The sequence below is a fragment of the Novosphingobium panipatense genome (genome assembly GCF_900182875.1).
GTDB lineage: Bacteria > Pseudomonadota > Alphaproteobacteria > Sphingomonadales > Sphingomonadaceae > Novosphingobium > Novosphingobium panipatense.
In genome coordinates this window covers 22,483-39,626 of sequence record NZ_FXUI01000009.1, presented here as the reverse complement: position 1 = coordinate 39,626, position 17,144 = coordinate 22,483, and the positions used below count along the sequence as shown (strand labels likewise).

At 61.6% G+C, this 17,144-nt stretch carries 12 protein-coding genes and 4 pseudogenes; 5 read left to right on the top strand and 11 right to left on the bottom strand.

Features of this window, described 5'->3' with window-relative positions; translation table 11 throughout:
* Window positions 1–2: 2 nt before the first annotated feature.
* Entirely contained in the window at window positions 3–1,028 is a 1,026-nt protein-coding gene (locus QOL62_RS13690; RefSeq protein ID WP_103729608.1) for a zinc-dependent alcohol dehydrogenase, read from the bottom strand.
* Window positions 1,029–1,351: 323 nt separating this feature from the next.
* Here QOL62_RS13690 and QOL62_RS13685 point away from each other — a divergent pair, with 323 nt between their 5' ends.
* Both QOL62_RS13685 and QOL62_RS13680 read left to right on the top strand, forming a co-directional pair.
* Window positions 1,352–2,671 (top strand): M20/M25/M40 family metallo-hydrolase, encoded by a 1,320-nt coding sequence (locus QOL62_RS13685; protein WP_283406674.1) that lies wholly within the window; start codon window positions 1,352–1,354, stop codon window positions 2,669–2,671.
* A gap of 630 nt (window positions 2,672–3,301) precedes the next feature.
* Window positions 3,302–3,616 (top strand): DUF4198 domain-containing protein, encoded by a 315-nt coding sequence (locus QOL62_RS13680; RefSeq protein WP_080726995.1) that lies wholly within the window; start codon window positions 3,302–3,304, stop codon window positions 3,614–3,616.
* Window positions 3,617–3,635: 19 nt separating this feature from the next.
* Here QOL62_RS13680 and QOL62_RS13675 read toward each other — a convergent pair whose 3' ends face one another.
* The 6 genes from QOL62_RS13675 to QOL62_RS13650 form a co-directional block, all read right to left on the bottom strand.
* Window positions 3,636–4,091, bottom strand: a complete 456-nt coding sequence (locus QOL62_RS13675; RefSeq protein ID WP_230588527.1) for a lytic transglycosylase domain-containing protein — start codon at window positions 4,089–4,091, stop codon at window positions 3,636–3,638.
* 68 nt (window positions 4,092–4,159) lie between these two features.
* Window positions 4,160–4,642 (bottom strand): restriction endonuclease, encoded by a 483-nt coding sequence (locus tag QOL62_RS13670; protein ID WP_283406673.1) that lies wholly within the window; start codon window positions 4,640–4,642, stop codon window positions 4,160–4,162.
* 116 nt (window positions 4,643–4,758) lie between these two features.
* Complete coding sequence (gene mobF / locus QOL62_RS13665; protein ID WP_037508570.1) at window positions 4,759–7,713, bottom strand: MobF family relaxase; 2,955 nt, start codon at window positions 7,711–7,713, stop codon at window positions 4,759–4,761.
* A complete protein-coding gene (locus tag QOL62_RS13660) occupies window positions 7,710–9,803 on the bottom strand; it encodes a type IV secretion system DNA-binding domain-containing protein (protein ID WP_283406672.1) in 2,094 nt (697 codons plus the stop codon). The genes mobF and QOL62_RS13660 overlap by 4 nt, the downstream gene beginning before the upstream one ends.
* Window positions 9,800–10,138, bottom strand: a complete 339-nt coding sequence (locus QOL62_RS13655; RefSeq protein ID WP_223178292.1) for a CopG family transcriptional regulator — start codon at window positions 10,136–10,138, stop codon at window positions 9,800–9,802. The genes QOL62_RS13660 and QOL62_RS13655 overlap by 4 nt, the downstream gene beginning before the upstream one ends.
* A gap of 349 nt (window positions 10,139–10,487) precedes the next feature.
* A complete protein-coding gene (locus QOL62_RS13650; RefSeq protein WP_052076585.1) occupies window positions 10,488–10,937 on the bottom strand; it encodes an IS110 family transposase in 450 nt (149 codons plus the stop codon).
* A 165-nt stretch (window positions 10,938–11,102) separates the two neighbouring features.
* Between QOL62_RS13650 and QOL62_RS13645 the strand changes: the two are divergent.
* Window positions 11,103–11,405: pseudogene (locus QOL62_RS13645) on the top strand (transposase); the annotation flags it as partial.
* Window positions 11,406–11,463: 58 nt separating this feature from the next.
* Here the strand turns inward: QOL62_RS13645 and QOL62_RS13640 are convergent.
* Window positions 11,464–11,679: pseudogene (locus QOL62_RS13640) on the bottom strand (transposase); the annotation flags it as partial.
* Between the two features lie 741 nt (window positions 11,680–12,420).
* Entirely contained in the window at window positions 12,421–12,663 is a 243-nt protein-coding gene (locus QOL62_RS13635; protein ID WP_137405232.1) for a hypothetical protein, read from the bottom strand.
* An 83-nt stretch (window positions 12,664–12,746) separates the two neighbouring features.
* Here QOL62_RS13635 and QOL62_RS13630 point away from each other — a divergent pair.
* Together QOL62_RS13630 and QOL62_RS13625 are read left to right on the top strand one after the other, a co-directional pair.
* Window positions 12,747–13,468: pseudogene (locus QOL62_RS13630) on the top strand (IS5 family transposase); the annotation flags it as partial.
* Between the two features lie 96 nt (window positions 13,469–13,564).
* Complete coding sequence (locus tag QOL62_RS13625; protein ID WP_283406671.1) at window positions 13,565–14,572, top strand: IS110 family RNA-guided transposase; 1,008 nt, start codon at window positions 13,565–13,567, stop codon at window positions 14,570–14,572.
* A 252-nt stretch (window positions 14,573–14,824) separates the two neighbouring features.
* Here the strand turns inward: QOL62_RS13625 and QOL62_RS13620 are convergent, their stop codons facing one another.
* Window positions 14,825–15,820, bottom strand: coding sequence for an IS481 family transposase (locus QOL62_RS13620; RefSeq protein WP_188083124.1), 996 nt, complete (start codon window positions 15,818–15,820; stop codon window positions 14,825–14,827).
* A 128-nt stretch (window positions 15,821–15,948) separates the two neighbouring features.
* Window positions 15,949–17,058 (bottom strand): annotated as a pseudogene (locus QOL62_RS13615) (IS110 family RNA-guided transposase).
* Window positions 17,059–17,144: the final 86 nt, after the last annotated feature.

The following is a 17,144-nucleotide window of genomic DNA, read 5'->3' as shown; positions in this document are numbered from 1 at the left end:
CCCTACATCGTCAGAGCGACCCGACCCTCGATCCTGCCGTCCCGCAGGTCGTCGAGCACATCGTTGACCTCCTCGAGCGGGCGTGCCGCGACTTGCGCCTTGACCTTCCCCTGGGCCGCAAAGGCGATCGCTTCGCTGAGATCGCGGCGCGTGCCGACGATCGAGCCGCGGATGGTGATCCGCTTCAGCACCACGTCGAAGATGGGCGCGGGGAAGTCTCCCGGCGGCAGACCGACCAGGCTGACCGTGGCGCGGCGGCGCGCGCAGGCGATGGCCTGTCCGAACGCAGCCGGAGATACCGCCGTGACCAGCACGCCATGGGCGCCGCCACCCGTCTCGCGCTGAATCGTCTGAACGAGGTCGGGGTCCGTGGCATCAAGCGCAATCTCGGCGCCAAGTGACTTCGCCAGTTCCAGCTTCGGCGCGCCGATGTCGATACCGATCACCTGCAGTCCCATGGCCTTGGCGTACTGGACTGCGACATGGCCGAGCCCGCCGACCCCGGAGATCACCACCCATTCGCCTGCGCGCGCCTCAGTCTCCTTCAGGCCCTTGTAGACGGTGACCCCCGCGCACAGGATCGGTGCCATCGAGACAAAATCGGTCTGCGCCGGAAGATGGCCGACGAACGGCGCGCTGGCGATGACATATTCCGCGTAGCCGCCGTTGACGCTGTAGCCGGTGTTCGCCTGTTTCTCGCACAGCGTCTCCCACCCGCTCTCGCAGTATTCGCAGGCGCGGCAGGCATGATGTAGCCATGGTACGCCAACCGCGTCGCCCTCCTTCAGCCCTTCCACATCCGGCCCTATGGCGACGACGTGGCCCACGCCCTCGTGTCCCGGAATCAGCGGCAGGGCCGGCTTGACCGGCCAGTCGCCGTCGATCGCGTGAAGGTCGGTGTGGCAGACGCCGCTTGCGACGATCTTGACCAGCACTTCGCCCGGGCCCGGGACCGGTATCGGCGCCTCTTCTATCGAAAGAGGGGCTTTGAACTGCCGCGCGATGGCGACCCTCATGGTCTGCATGATCCGCTCCTTCGAGTAGGAATGTCCGAATAGTGATGCATGAACCGCCAAAGGAACCTTGCGGCTCGCGACTACGGGAGACTACGCAGCTGTTGGAGGCTTGTCGCCCTAGTAATGGCCCTGAAACGCCGTTTGTTTGGGAGGGGCAGTAGACGGGAGGATCTCAGGCGAGACTCATTGGATACTCGACATACACATAGCGGCAACTGAGTGCCCCCCGCCGCACACGGGCAGGAGCACGGCGTGCCGTGTGCATGCTGCCGAGACGGATGCAATTTCGAACGAACAGTCTTGCGGATGCACTGTGATTGCAACACACAGGGTGCATGAAAAAGCCGCTGTTCGCTCTTCTCCTCATCGCAGCCGCGCCGGTATCTGCCTCTGCACCGGACCCTGCTTCGCTTCGCAGCACCATCGAGAAGCTCGTCAGCTTCGGGACACGCCATACCCTGTCGACAACGACGCACCCGACACGCGGGATCGGGGCGGCGCGGCGATGGGTTTCAAGCCGCTTTGAGCAGATCGGCCGCGATTGTGAAGGCTGTCTTGCGGTCGAGACGATCGGCACCTTCACGTCGGGGCCAAGAGCGCCCGAGGGCGTTCGCGTCGAGGATGTGATCGCCATACAAAAAGGCAGCGGCGATCCGGATCGTGTCGTCATCGTCCAGGCCCATCTCGACAGCCGGGTCAACGACGTGATGGACGCGACCACGAACGCACCGGGCGCGAACGATGACGGTTCCGGAGTGGCGCTCGTGATGGAAGCCGCCCGGTTGCTCTCGCGCGAGAAGTTCCCGGCGACGATCGTGTACGCGGTGCTCTCGGGCGAAGAGCAGGGCCTGTGGGGCGGCAAGCTCCTCGCGGACACCGCCAAGGCAAGGGGCTGGAAAGTCGCGGCCGTGCTGAACAACGACATCGTAGGCAACACACACGGCATCGGCGGCCAGCACGTCGACGATCGAGTCCGCGTGTTCAGTGAAGGCATAGAAACCGCCGCCGATGCCGCAGGCATCAAGCAGCAGCGGGCGATCGGCGGCGAAGATGACTCGCCTTCCCGCGCTTTGGCAAAGGCCATCGTCCGCATCGCCGGCGCGAACAAGGGCATCGGGCTTGATGTGGTCGCGGTGCGGCGTCCCGACCGGTTCCAGCGCGGCGGGGATCACACCCCCTTCCTCGAAGCAGGCTTCCCCGCTGTTCGTTTCAGCGAGGCGACGGAAAACTATGATCGCCAACACCAGACAGTCCGGACCGAGAACGGCCGCCAGTACGGTGACACCATCGACTTCGTGGATTTCCCCTATCTGTCCCGCGTGACCACCCTCAATGTCGCGGTGCTTCGCGAACTGGCAAGCGCACCAGCAGCACCGGTCGGTGTATCGATCGCCGGCGCTCTCAGCGACGATACGCGTGTCACCTGGCAACCGGTGCCGGAAGCCGCCGCCTATCGCGTCCGTTGGCGGCGCGCCGATGGTATCGCTTGGACCGATCACCGCGACGTCCCCGCCGCCAGCGCGTCGCTGGATCTCAGTCACGTGAACATCGACGATCATGTGTTCGGTGTGTCTGCTCTGGCAGCCACAGGTGCGGAAAGCCTGGTCACCTTCGCCGGCGTACCCCCGCGCCCGACCCCGGGGAGCAGCAAATAGCTTCCCCGCCCAATCTTGGATCTGCTGAACCCTGCGGGGGAAAGGGTGCCGTGGAAGGGTCGCTTAACGGCGCGTGGGGTATGTGCGCTTGAAGACGTAACAGTCGCGCCAAACCCGCCGTCGCTGTGTTACCTCCTTACGTGATCCAGCTGATATCTCCCCTGCTGCCGGTTTGATGCACCGCGATCGGTTTGTTCATCGACTGGAGAGCGTTGCTATACCGAAGAATGTTCAGGCCGGAGTTCGGGCTTGTCACTGCGTTCAACGCCGGACATTGGTCGGTAGCGCGACGATGCTAATCTGGGCGGGTTTAAGAGAGGCTTACAGTTCTTCGAGGCGCCTAATTGGAAAGATGCACGAATAGCTGCCTTAGGATCTTCTGATGGCTGTGGGCTTTGGTGAGTATGGTTGCGGGGGAGGGATTAAACCGGGACCGATACTCGAGTTCGTCTCCAATGTCGGCAGCGGTGTTTGCGGGGAACTACAACTGCCGACGTCGCCATTCTCTAGAAGTCGCAATCTGAATAAATTGTAGAAGTCCGCTTAACCGTCCTTGTTTGTGCCTCGCAACCGGAGTGGGCCATGGCGCTAGGGTGAACGGCTGGAGGATGCCGGCGCTGCTGCCTTAAAATATGCGGGGCACAGCGTTCAAAATTCGATCCGCTTTGCAACGCGACATCGATCACTACAGCGCAGCCCTTCACGATTAAGGTCCTGTACAGCGGCAAGGGGCTGGCCAACGCCGACGTGAGGTTGTTCCAGGAAGCCGGGTTCTATGATGGAAAGAAAGTGGCGGCCGACCTCCACACCAATGCGTCGGGCAAGTTCACCGTTACCTCGCCGGATGCCGGTCGCTATCTTCTGCTCGTGCGCCACCGCGACATGGCACCCTCGGGCGCCGCAGCCCACTACTATAGCTATTCCTTCACGCTCGCAGCGATGTAGCTGGCCAATGTTTCCAGCGTTAATTATGTGTCCGCATCGGCTCGTGAAAGACGCTCTCGCCAAAGCGAATTTTCATCCGACGTGCGACCGAACCTGAATATCTGCGCTGCCGCCAAGTAGTCGGACTGTGATAAAGGCCAATTGCCGCCCAGTAATCTTTCGCCGCTCGTAGGCCGGAGAGAAAGATCCATCGCGCAGCTTCGGCGTTGAAGCAGGGATCGAAGCGCAGCCAATGTCGTACCTGCAATTCGGAGTGCCCGACTTGCGCGGCGATGCGCGGCACCCACCAGCTGTTGATCTGCAAGGGGCCAAGATCATGCGAGCCATTGCTATTGCGGACTTCAGCTCCGATCCAGCCTGCTTCCTGGTCTCGCAGGCCCCAAAGCGTCTTCTCCAGCCACGCATGACCCATCGACGCGTGACGGATGCAGGTAGCTATACGCTGTTCCTCCTGCACTTTTTCGGGCGCGGCCATGGCCCGTTCCGGCGATGCTGCCAGCAAGGCAGTGACTGCCCATGTCGTGCTCGAGAGAAGGCGCCACATCACCGTGCCCGCCACGGCGTGGCTCGATGAGATTTCGCGGGAAGCACGGCACGGCCTGGTACTTCAGCCACTGCTATCGGGCCGCCTGTCACCAGGGCAAGCAGCCTCCGCCCGGATAGGATCTCGACGTGGCTGCTGTTACCGATGGATTCTCGGCTCTGCGGCCCTGTTCGGCCGGTATGGATGAAAAGGCCGCGACAGTTGCTGGCCCGGCACAGCGCATTGAAGGCGCTGACATGTTCGGGCCGGATGGCCGTTGCATAGCGCTTGGCCTGGATGAGCCACAGAGCGCCGTCGATCATCACCTTTCCATCAATGCCGCCATCGCCAGTGTAGCGATGGTTTCTGATGACCCTGAAACCACGACGCTCCAAACTTTCGAGCAGCAATTCCTCAAAGGCGAGCGGATCCATGCTTCTTAGCCGGGCGTAGAGGAGCTGGGGCGGTTGCAGGCGATCACGGCGGCGCAGTTGCTGCACCATGAACCTTGCCTGCCTGCGACGCCAGCGATGCCGCAAGGGCACGTGAAAGCGGTGCAGGACAAGGGCCAGGAGCATCAACGCGACAGCGAGCAGGATGAGGAGCATGGGACGAGCCTCTATCGTTCGGGACCGTGGGAGGGTTCGGGTTGAGGTGCGGGGGATGGCGACTGCCGTTCAGCATGCGTCGCCGGGGGCTCGATCCGGGTGCGAGCACGATCGAGAATACCCTCGAGAAACCGGTAGAGGACCTGCGCGACGCTTCGGGCGCCTTCCGCGATATACTCTGCTGTCCCTTGCGGTCCGCGATCCCGGCGAGACAATTGCCTTTCAAGGGCGCGATCTCCACGCGACGCCCGGTCCTTTTCCTGTTCGGCCTTCAGCGTTGCCAGGCGCGCGCGCTGCCGGTTCGTGAACGGGCCGACGCGGTCCTGGTCCATGCGTCCAAGGCCCTCGGTGGAGGAGGTCTTCTCACCCGACTGTCGCTCCAGCTTGGCGACAAGTTCCTTGACGTTGTTCGTCCAGAGCCTGACGCCGTACTTGGCGCGCGTAATGGCAGTGTAGAAGTTCTGGGCACTAACCAGCGGCGAGTCCACGGGCGCCAGCAGGAAGACCCGCGGATAGGTCTTCGACTGGGAGGAATATACCGTCTCGGCATAGCCATGGTCCCAGGTCTTGTGCTCTGTCAGGTTGACCTGCTGTACACGGCCGTCCCGGTCCCATCGTATGGTGGCGAGGTCGCCGTCCAGCTTTTCGACCGTGCCGCGCTCGGCGTTGCGCAGATCGAGATCGCGATTGACCAGTCGCCACTGGATACGATCCCCCTCGGCCAGATCACGCTCTTCGGGGTTGAAGACATTGATGTGCCGGGCCCGTGTCGTCTGCGGATCCCAGCGGATGATGCGACCCTGTTCATCGACAAGGCGCACGACCTGCCGGCCGTTGGGCTCCCGTCCGAGCCCTACGACGCGATAGTCCGTGTGCCGGGCAACGCCGAGACCAGCGATGTCGCGGTCGAAGCGCACCACCTGCCCTGCTCCGTAGAAGCGGCCCATATGTTTTTCGATATCGGTGAAGCCTGCCGGGGCAAGGATCGAGAGCCTGCTGTCTTCGGCTGCCAACCCATTCTCGTTCCTGAGCGCTTCGCGGATCTTGCTGTTGACGATGAGGCGCGTGGCGTTGTCGAGCACGAGGATGTTGGTGCCCGCACGGGAGTCGGGCTTGAGCCTCACCCAGGCGTTGACCACCATCGCGGCCATGGCCTCATTGTCGGTGACGGTCGTCACGCTGTCGAGATTCTTGAGCGACTGCTCGAAATTGCCGGCCCTCGCCTGAGCGACCGCTTCTTTGATCGTACGGGTTTCCTGGCGAACCGCCTCGGTCAGTTCCACCACCGGCAATCCCAGCCGGCGCATCAGCCAGAAGGGCTTGCCTTGTTCGATGGCGCCGGTCTGCTTCTCGTCACCAAGGAACAGGAGCCTTGCTCCGGTTATCCGGCTGATCTCGAGCAGCCTTCTAGCCTGACGGTTGCCAAGCTGACCGGCCTCGTCGAGCACGAGCACATGGCGATCCGTTATGCCATGGCCGCCACGCGCTACAAAGCTGGCGACCGTGTGCGCCTCGATACTGGCCTTTTGCCCCAGTTCCGCAGCCGCCGATGATGTGGGCGCCAATGCTATCAGCGTCGTTCCTGGTTCCGCCGCTTCGCCCAATACCCGCACCAGTGTCGATTTGCCCGAACCGGCAACGCCGTGGATTCCGGTGACGCGATCCCGTGACATAGCGGTCTCGACCAGGGCCCGCTGCTGCTCCGCATTGAGTGTCGTCTTTTCCAGCACGGCCAAGAGCCGGTCGCCCGACGCGATCGGCCGGGCGTCGTCGAGGCCAAGTGCAATATGTTGGGTAAGCGCCAGTTCCAGCCGCCATGACTTGCGGGTGGTGCGTCCATGCGTGAGTACCCTGTCGCCCGTTTGCTCGTGGGTCGGCAGCAGTTTTCGCATGAGTTCATGCATCGCGACCCGAGGACGCAGATCCTCCAGCCGCATTTCCCCGACATGGGCTGCGAGCCCCGTGCGCAGGATATCGCCGAGATTGTTGACGGCTTCGGCGGTTTCGAGTTGCCGCAGGCCGAAAAGGGCAGCGCGTGAAGCCGTGCGTTCGGTAGGGGGAGAATGTTGCCCCTCCCGTTCGCGTGCAACGGCAGCGATTTTATCAAGCGTGTCGAGTTGGTCGCCAGTCCGTTCATGCCATTGTACAGTAAGTTCTTGCGCGCCGATCTTCACCTTGGCCTTGCGGGTGGCATAGAAGGAGGCGCGCTGGGCCTTTTGGCCGACCAGGCCATGTTCCCGGGCATGCTCCTCGATCGCCTCTGCGCGCTGCGAGAAGCGCTCGATGAGCTCCTTGGGCACGCCCCGTATCTCGAATAAGCCAGTGCGAGGATCGAACTCGACCTCATAACCAGCCTCGCGGAGGCTGAAGGCGAGCGCATTGCGATAGATCTGCCCGGCGACGCGCTGCTCACCATACATGACGCGACTTTCCAGGCTCGCCATCGGGTCGCCATCCTGGCGATTGGTCATGTTGAGAACGACCAGATGGGTATGGAGGTGCGGGTCGAGTTCCCGGCTGCCATGCTCGGTGAAGCGCGTGACGAGAATGCGCCCCGTGGTCTCATGAACGATCTTGCCTTCCTCGCGGCGGCGAAGTTGTGCCTGTTCCTCCAGATAGGTGATGGCAGCTGTGACAGCATGTTCATGCGCGGCGAGCACTCGCTCATCCCCTGCCACCAGCGCCATGATGGATACGGATTTCGGGGCATTGACGGCAAAGTCCCAGCCGGGATGATGCTGAATTTGCCCGTCAGTGCGGTGTCGCCCCAGTTGCTGATCGCCGACTTTGCCGGCAAGCAGGTCACGAAACTGCCTGGCGTCGACGGGACCGGAAAGGCCGAGGTCGGCAGCAAGTTTGCCACCCCATTCGGACGGCTCGTTGCCGCCCTTGGTATAATAGTCGCCAACCGTATAATATCGGGCGATATTGGCGGGCTTGCCGTGGAGACGTTGCGGCTGGATCATGCCGGTCGCGACGGTTCGCGCGGACCATCGTCCCGCTCATGTTGCACCAGGTCGGAGCGGATTTCGCCCTGCTTGCCCGCCAGGATCGTCCAGGCGAGCCGGGGCGGAACCGGAAGGTCAGCGTCCTCCTCGTTCAACAGGATGTCTTCAACCCGCTGCGCATCGACGTGCGGCTCAGGCGGCTGGAACAGGTCCCGTTGCTGCGGCGGAGATTGCGGCGGTTGTTCACCGCTCGGCGGCTCGTCTGGGGAACTGGCCGGCGGTTTCGCGGGCGGCGGCGGTGTTTGCGCCGCTTCCCGCTCGATCACCTCTCGGACGCGCGCTTCGGCGTGAGCGATCCGGACGAGCTTCTTCGCCTTATCGATCTGAATGGGGGACTCCGTACGCTCGAGAAAGGCGGGGCCGAGTGAAGGAATTTCGTTGAAACGGCTGTCGAAGCGGACAACCGGCAGATTGCGGCCGAAGCGCAGAAATCCGACCAGGTTGGGCAGGTTGGTGACTTCGGTCGGCATCACCAGCGGCCGCGTCACCTGCATCCGCGAGAGGTTGACGCCATCACGCATGTCGTTGACGCCATAGGACATGCCCTCATTGGCCTCGACCTGCTCGACCTGACCCAGATTCTCCGACACATGTTTGGCCGTCGCGGTATCGTTGGCCCGTAACGCTACCCATGTGGAACAGTAGCCGGTGATGGCAGCGGCATCCTGAATGCCGTAAGTGGCTTCAAGCTGGGGATAGGACTGGAACCCCAATATGCCGCAGCCGCCATATTTGCGGGCCCGGGCAAGGAAGTCGGACAGTGACGGCAGCTTCTGGAGCGTCGGCAGCTCGTCGATCACGCAATAGAGGCGGCGATCGCGGTCGGGCGTGAGGCTCATGATCGCGCTGATCGCGATATCGAGCCAGACGGTGATCAGGGGCCGCAACGACGGCAACTGATCTGCCTTGACGGTGATGAAGAGCCAGCTCCCTTCCTGCCCCTTCTCCACCCAGTCGCGGATCGAAAAGCCATCTTCGGTATCGTCGAGATACCCGAAGCTGCGCATGACCGACGCGAGTTCCGCTTGAATGCCTGCCGACGTCCTTTCACCTTCGGTGCTGATAAAGGCTGCTGCATCCGTCCCGGACACGAAAGCGGCGAGATCCTTGAGTTTGGAGCGTAGCAGCCGGTCGAGCAGCACCGAGACATAGGTGTGCTTCTGCCGCGCGACCTTGCGCATGACCGCGACTAGGGTGCCTCGCGCGGCCTTGGCCCAGAATGGATCGCCATGCTTGTCGGGGATCGTCGACTCGGCGATCTGATCATAATGATAGTCGCGCGGCACATCGACCCAGGGCGACCAGCGCGCCGTGCGCTGGTCGAGCGGATTGAGCAGCATGTCCGTGCCTTGGCGATAGAATTTCTCGACGAAAGTACCCGCCGTGTCATAGACGATCGCTCGCCTTCCCGACTTGCGAATGCCATCGAGCATGCCGTTGATGAGGTTGGTCTTGCCTGTCCCCGGCGCCCCGCACAGAAGGATATGTTCGGGTTCGAAGGCTTCCGGGACCGGGACATTGCCTACGATCAACGGTCCCTTGCCTTGCCGCCAGAGTGCGCGCTTCACTTGCCTGATGGTACCGAAGCGGGCGCCGCGCAGATATTCGTTGGAGCCAAGGCCCCTGCCCGTCCGCGTGAAGTAGTACCAGGCCCATCCGAGCATGGCGAGGGTGAAGAGCCCGGATAGAAGAGCGCCGTGCAGAAGATAGATCTCGAACTGGTGCAGCGTCTTCTTTGCCAGGGTCGAAGCGGCCAACCAGTCCGCGGACGTCCAGTAGGATTGGCCTGTCGGCGTGCGAAACTGGACCGGATCGTTGGGGCCGCCCGCTGCGTCGACCTTGATCATCGCCTCCGCGAGCTTGACCAGCACGAAGCGCTCATATTCCGTCGATTTTTCGAAGGCATACCAAAGCGTGCCGATGATCCAGATGATCAACCCGGCCAGCATGGTCTGGTAGAAGACCTGAGTGGTCATGCGGACATTGTGGACGATCGCTTGCCCGCCCCGCGTCCACGATCCCAGCGTATCGTTCCGGAAAATGCTCATGGGCGATCCGCCTCCCCGAGGAGGCCGCGCTCCAGAAGTATGGATCGCGCCTGGGCCATGCCTTGTTCGAGGGCCTTCGGCGACTGCTGGCCCACGGAGGTCGCCAGGATCGAGAGTATCTGGATGGAGGTGGCGAGGATTTCATCTTGCGAGGAGAAGACGTAGCGCTTGCGCTCGTCGACCGCCTGTTCCAGCGCCTGACGGATAAATCCTGACAGAGAGAGGTTCGCGCCACGCGCGCGTCGCATCAATGTTGAGTGCAGCGACTCGTCGAGGCGAAAGTTAACCTTGGGCACGCGATAAATCTCCCAACGGGAAACCTTCGCAGATGTCATGAAGCCCTGATGATTTATCAAAACGTTCGCTCAGGCGCAACCGTCCCAGTATCCATTACTCATAATCATGTGGTTATTCGTTGATTAGGGTGGGTCGTGTCCCGCGAGGTTCCCTAATCGCCACTGTCAACAGCTGATCTCTTATGCGGTTCGTCACGCGCGTGGTGGGCTCCAGGGTTCTCTCCGCGGTCGTCGCGCTGGACGCCGCATGTTAGCGTTCAAAGTAGGGTGAATCTAAGTGGTGTGCGCGGTCCGTGCCGCACTCGCGGGAACGATTTCACCCTCGCTAAGCGTCCCAGGAGGACGCGTTCTGTCGCGCTTGAGTTCAGCGTATTGTTTCGGATTTAGGTCAGGCCATAGCGGCCTCCCGGAAGGCCGTATTGGTACACCACATTGCGTGCAATGTTACCGCCAGCTTCCTGGCCAGCGCGACTTTCGCTTTGCGAGGCCCGGTTCGGCCGGCGATCGCCTGTGCCCACTCACGCAGGCGAGGGCCGCCAAGCTTTCGAGACAAGATCGCATTCGCCGCTTCGTACAGGCATTTCCGAGCGAACCTGTCACCGCTTTTCGAGATGCGCCCGTTCCGGCTGATTTCGCCAGATTCGTAGCGCCTTGGCGTCAGACCGAGATAAGCGCCCGCGCTGGAAGATCGGTTGAAGCGTTCGGCGTCGTCGAACGCTGCAGTTACCGCCATCGCGGTGATCGGTCCGACTCCCGGTGCTGTCATCAAAAGACGTACCGTACCATGCTGTTTGGCTACGGCCTGAATTTTGCCATCGAGAGCGGCAATGTCCTCCACGTTCGACTCCGGCCGAGCGCCGAAGCGGCAATGTCCTCCTACCGCAACGAAGCGGAGGTCGAGTGTGGCGATTACGTTAAGTGGTGTAGGAAGGTTTCCCTGAGAGGGTGGCCACCGTCGATCTTCTGGTAGGGTTCGGATGCGAACTCGAACCTGGAGAAGACGATGACCGATGACAGAATGGCCCTTGTCGAGCTGATTGAGCAAGGGGCTGATAGCGATTTGGTGGGTGAGATGCTGGCATTCGCCGCAGAGCGCATGATGGATCTGGAGATCGAGGCTAAGACGGGCGTGCCTTGCGGATCACGCAGCCCGGAACGGCTGAACCACCGCAACGGCTACCGCGAGCGCGGTTGGGATACGCGAGCTGGCCGGATTGATCTGGCGATCCCGAAGCTTCGAAAAGGCAGTTACTTCCCAAGCCTCCTGGAGCCACGCCGCACCGCCGAGAAGGCCTTGGCGGCAGTTGCCGCGCGACAAACAGGATGAGAGGCCTCTCATCCAGATCGTCGCGCTATAGGGTACGACGACATCCGTTGGCAAGAAAACCGTAATGACGGATGCGATGGAAGCGGTCGGGCAGAGTGTGGAGCAGGAACCGGCGGATAAACTCGTCTGCGGTCAAAGCCATATGCTTTTGGGCATTGCCATGCCGATAGTCGCGCCAACGGAAGGTGACGGTAGCATCGACCATGCTGACGAGACGGCTGTTCGCGATAGCGACACGGTGGGTGTAGCCGGAACGGTCGCATCTCGAAACGCGGAGATAGGTTCACGCGGAAATGCCTATTTGAGGCGGCGAACGCGATCGTCTGTCGGGACCTTGGTGGCCCACGCTTACGCAACTGGTCCAAAGCTATCGCCGAAAGGACAGGAACCCGAAAAGCCAAGGTGGCTCTGGCGCGGAAACTTGCTGTAACATTGCATGCGATGTGGCGCACTAACACGCCCTTCCGGGAGCCAGCGATGGCATAGATCGCAACCGAAACGACACTGATCATCAGCACAACGGAATGCGTCCAGCCGGGACGCGCGGCGAGGGTGAGATCGCTCCCGGGTTAGCGGCAATGACCGCGCACACCACTTCGATCCCCCGAACTGGAACGCAAACATGCGGCACCCGACGCGGTGACCGCGGAGAGAACCCAAGAGCCCGGCACGCAGGATGGATCGCTGAGAAATCAACACTTGACCTTGGCGATTAGAGAACCCCTCGGGACACGATTTCCGCTCGCAATGGCGGCGAGGGTTTGTAGCGCTGCGCATGGTAGGAAGCGGCGGCGTTGGACGACGGTTGATCAGACTGTGATGCGCGGGTTGGATACCGCAAGACCGCGTATTCGTCTCGGGCCTGCCTCTGTCTCAAGTCGGGCGTCGGTTTTGACCGGCCACAGAATCACATCGAGGAATGCCCTACCGTGCCGCCGCTTCCATTGATGAGCAGCGCAGAGTGTGTGTTAGGTCGTGAACCCATAAACGCGATTCAGGCTGGGATGTAGAAGCCCCATACACCGTTGGAGAGTTCGCCAGCCGCGAAGCGGATTAGGCTATCTGTAGGCCCGACCTCGTAAATATCGAACCGATGGCGCTGATGCTGGTAGCTTGGATGAGGGAGTTGAATGGCTTCTTCCCCAGTGCGTCGCCAATTTTGCTGCCAGACTGCAATGCCGCTGATTTTCACACCGTCGCCCTCAAAGCCAACGTGAACATCTCGCCACTCGCTCATTTCAACACTGCCTTTGACCTGGATACACGCCGGATAGCACATAATGGGTTTTGTCTCGCTTCGACTTGTGATTCAGCGGCGGCATGAGCCGATATGACCTAACCGATTTTGAGTGGCGCGTGATCGAGCCGCTGCTGCCCAACAAGCCCAGAGGCGTTCCGCGTGTTGACGACCGACGCGTCCTGAACGGCATTTTCTGGGTGCTGCGATCCGGTGCTCCGTGGCGCGATCTTCCCGAGCGCTATGGGCGGCGCACCATCTGCTATAACCGCTTCGTGCGATGGCGAAAGGCTGGCGTCTGGGACCGGATGATGGATGCCATCACCGCTGCGCACGACAGCACCTCTGTTCGGGCCCACCAGCAGGCCGCGACGGCAAAAAGGGGGATCGAGATCATTGCCTCGGTCGCTCCCGAGGCGGGCTTACGACCAAAATCCACGCGGTCGTCGATGCGCAAGGGCTCCCGATCCGGCTTGGCCTAACGGCGGGACAGGCGCATGACGGGCAGGTCGCGGACACGCTGCTCGACCATCTCGGGCCGCGCACCATCGTGCTCGCTGATAAAGCCTACGATGCCGACCGCATTCGCGCACTGATCGAAGAGCAAGGAGCTACGCCTAATATTCCGGCCAAATCCAATCGAAAATGGAAACCCTGCTTCAGCAAGCGCCTCTACCGCGAGCGCAACCTGATCGAACGGTTCTTCTCGAAGCTGAAGCACTTCCGTCGCGTCGCAACCCGCTATGATAAACTCGCCGACAACTTCCTCGCCATGGTGCAACTCGCTTCAATGCGCCTCTGGCTCCGTGCTTATGAGTCATCGTGTAATTGCGGCTGCTTCCTCGGACCCCGGTGGAGGCGCACACTTCTGGTTGTCGAATCCTGAAGGAAGGAAGCAGCCATGAAGCACTATGCCGGATTGGACCTGTCGATGGAAACCACGCAGGTCTGCATCGTTGATGAAAATGGTCGGAAGCTCGTGTCGGAGAAGGTCGAGAGTTCGCCAGAGGCCCTGGCTGAGATGCTCGAACGCAATGGCCCGATCGAACGCGCGGTGATCGAGACCGGCCGCATGTCGCCGGCGATCTGCCTTGGACTGCGCGAACTCGGCGTCCTGGTGGTGTGCATCGACGCCCGGCAGGCGCACCAGAGCCTGAAGGCAATGAAGGCGAACAAGACCGACCCGCACGATGCCGCCGGGCTCGCGCAACTGGCTCGAACGGGGTTCTACAAGGAGGTGCACGTCAAATCTCCTGCAGCGCATGGCGTCCGCAGTGTGATTTCCGCGCGTGGCCACCTGGTCGAGGCCCGTGTCCGTCTCGATAACATGATCCGCGGTCTTTGCGCCACGTTCGGCTATCCCCCCGGCGCTGGCCAGGGAAAGGCATTCCTCCAACGGATCAAGCAGGCCGCGCATATCCCCGGCCTTGGCGATGCCATCGCCTCTTTGCTGTCGGTGCGCGCCGAACTGGTCGAGCAGATCAAGGAAATGGACCGTCGCCTGCGTGTTATCGCCAGCCAGTCACAGGCCTGCGAGATCCTCATGACTATCCCCGGCGTCGGCGTGCAGACATCCGCCGCATTCGCGGCCGCGGTGGATGAAGCGGGTCGCTTCCGACAATCGCGCAATGCCGGCGCCTACTTCGGCCTGGTGCCCAGACGCCACCAATCGGGAGAACTCGACTGGACAGGCCGGATCACCAAGCAAGGCGACGGGACCGTCCGCAAGCTGCTCTACGAGGCGGCCAACTCGATCCTCACCCGCAGCCGCGAGACCTTTGCCTTGAAAACATGGGCTCTGAATATCGCCAAGCGCCGCGACCTGAAGAAGGCCCGTGTCGCGCTTGCTCGCCGGCTCGCGGTAATCATGCATGCCATGCTGCGTGATGGCACTTTGTTCCAAGCATGAGGTAGAGTAGAACCTGTTTGCCAGCGGTGAAGCGTCAAAGTTGATCCGAGGGCGGTGTTCCGCGAGGGAACGCAGGGACGAGCGATCTGCGAAGCTGCGTAGTGGGTAAACAAGCCCGCATCGAGTCAATGCAACGTTCGGCTCTGTGAGACCCGATACAGCACGGCCAGGCCTCGGCCCGGTTAGTGCGGACAGATCCATGAAACCCTCAAGGGATCACACCGCCTCGCTCTGCAATTACAGATCTACGGCCTAGCTGTCTGGTTGCGACACATCATTGGCATAATACAAGATGTCGTCGACCTTAGCCATAAGATCGTCCGGCGCCTTAGGGTTGTAAAGAGGATTGGCTAGCGAGGGCATCAAGCCGATGCGTTTCTCTACCATCTGGCGTGGTGAACTGCCTTGGAGCACGCGCTGTCGTCGCCGGTTGTAGGCACGGTTGAAGCCGGTTAGCAGGATTTCGAGATCGGCATGGCCGGCGACGTTGATGCCGAGCACCTCGCTGGCGATGCGGCCATTGAAGCGTTCGACCATGCCGTTGGTCTGGGGTGTATAGGGCCGCGTCGTGCGATGATTGATCCTCATCTTCGCGCAGGCTTGTTCAAAATCGTCAGCGGTGAAGCAAGATCCCCGGTCGGTCAGGACATGGGTGATGCGGAACGGGAACGCTCTCCTGGCGGCCTTGAGGAAGGTGATGGCGTTGGCGGCATTTTCGGCGTCGTAGACGTCGAGATGGACGAACCGCGAGCAGCGATCGATGGCCACATAAAGGAAGCGCTTGCGGATCTCGCCGTCCGCAGTGCGCAGCTTTGGCAGATGTTTCACGTCGATGTGGACAAAGCCCAGGTCATAATCCTGGAAGCGGCCTTGCCCTTTGCGTGGCTGCGCCGCGGGCTTGGGCGGTCGTCGATTAAGCCCCTCGGCCTTGAGCACCCGATAGATGCTGTTGCGGTTGAGGTGTGGCAGGAAGTGCCGGAGCACGAAGGTGAGATCATCTAGGGCGAAGCCTGTCGCCTTGCGCACAGCGCAGATAATGGCACGCTCTTCCTCGTTCATGCGCCAAGCCAGGCGCGTGGGACGGCTTGAGCGATCCTGGACCGCCTGCTCGCCGCGTCTGCGCCACTTGCGGACCGTCTCGTCGCTGATGCCATAGCGCTTGGCCACGACACTGGTCCGCTCGGTGGAACGGGCAATTTCCGCCCTCACAGCAGGAGTGGTCCGGGCTTGTGGATGTATTTGCACCATCACGAAACCTCATCAGCAAAAGCGGCAAAGCGCCACGCGTGATCCGCGATGGCGCTACTTACCATGTCCCAATGATGTGTCGCAACCAGACAGCTAGTGCAGATGCTCCTTTTGCTGCTGCGGGTTAATTAGACTGGTTGTTTGAGGCTAGTCGCTATGGCCCATACGAAGGCGGCCAGTTCGCGGGCGATGGCGACGTTGACGACGTTTGCCGATTTGCCGGCGCGGGTCATACGGCGATGACGAGCACAGAGCCTGACCTGCGCCTTCCAGGCGATATCGCGGATCGACTGGTCGAGCCCCTGATTGCGTTTGAGTATGGTCTCTCCGATCCGCGCCGGGAGTCTGTAAGTCCAGGCACTCTCGACCAGCATGCGTCGCGCACGAGTATTCCCGGCCTTGGTGATGTTTCCACGCGCGGTTTTGGCGCCGGAAGAATGCTCGCAAGGCACCAGGCCGAGGTAGGCCATCAACTGGCGGGGGTTGGCGAAACGGTGGAAATCGCCAATCTCGGCCACGATGGTGATCGCCGCGATCAGGGCAATCCCACGCAAGGCCTGGATAACAGTCACGACCGGCGCCAATGACCACGACGGCACCAATGCCTCCATCTGCCGGGCAAGCCGATCCCGGCGGGCCTCGGCTTCATCAACGACCTGGACCATCTCCTCGAAAGCAATCTGGCGGGCAGGATGTTCGAAGCCTTGGGCTGCCAGCCATCGGCGATGCTTTCCGGTCCAGTGATTGCCGGCGCTGTATATCCGGCTTTGGCGCAGCAAAAAGCCCAGCACCTGCTGGCGGGTCCGGCGCAATCCCTGCATCGCCATCTGGCGGGCCCGGCACAAGTCCCGCATGGCCTCATGAGCTTCGTCCAGCACCTACACTGCGGTCAGTTCGGCGGAACGAAACAGCGCGGCAATAGCGGTGGCGTCGCGACGATCGGTCTTTACCCGATCGCCGGGACGTGTCGGAATGAGTGAAGGAGCAACGACAACGCACTCGTGGCCGAGCTGCGTGATCTGGCGATGAAGGCCGTAGCCGCACGGCCCCGCCTCGTAGCAGAATGACAAACGGGCATGACGTGCCGCCAGCTTGGCAACCATCTTCGCCACTGCTGTAGGATCACTGGATATCTCACCGATGTAGCGGACCTCCCCGCGCCGACCTGCCTCCGCGACCGATACCGCTATCGTCTTTTTGTGCGTGTCCATCGCTACATATGTCGTAGAATATTCCATGGCTCGTCTCCCATGCATGAGGATAGGACCTGATCTTTGGTCAACCCTCGATACTGCATGCCGGGGACGAGCTACCAACCGCGAAC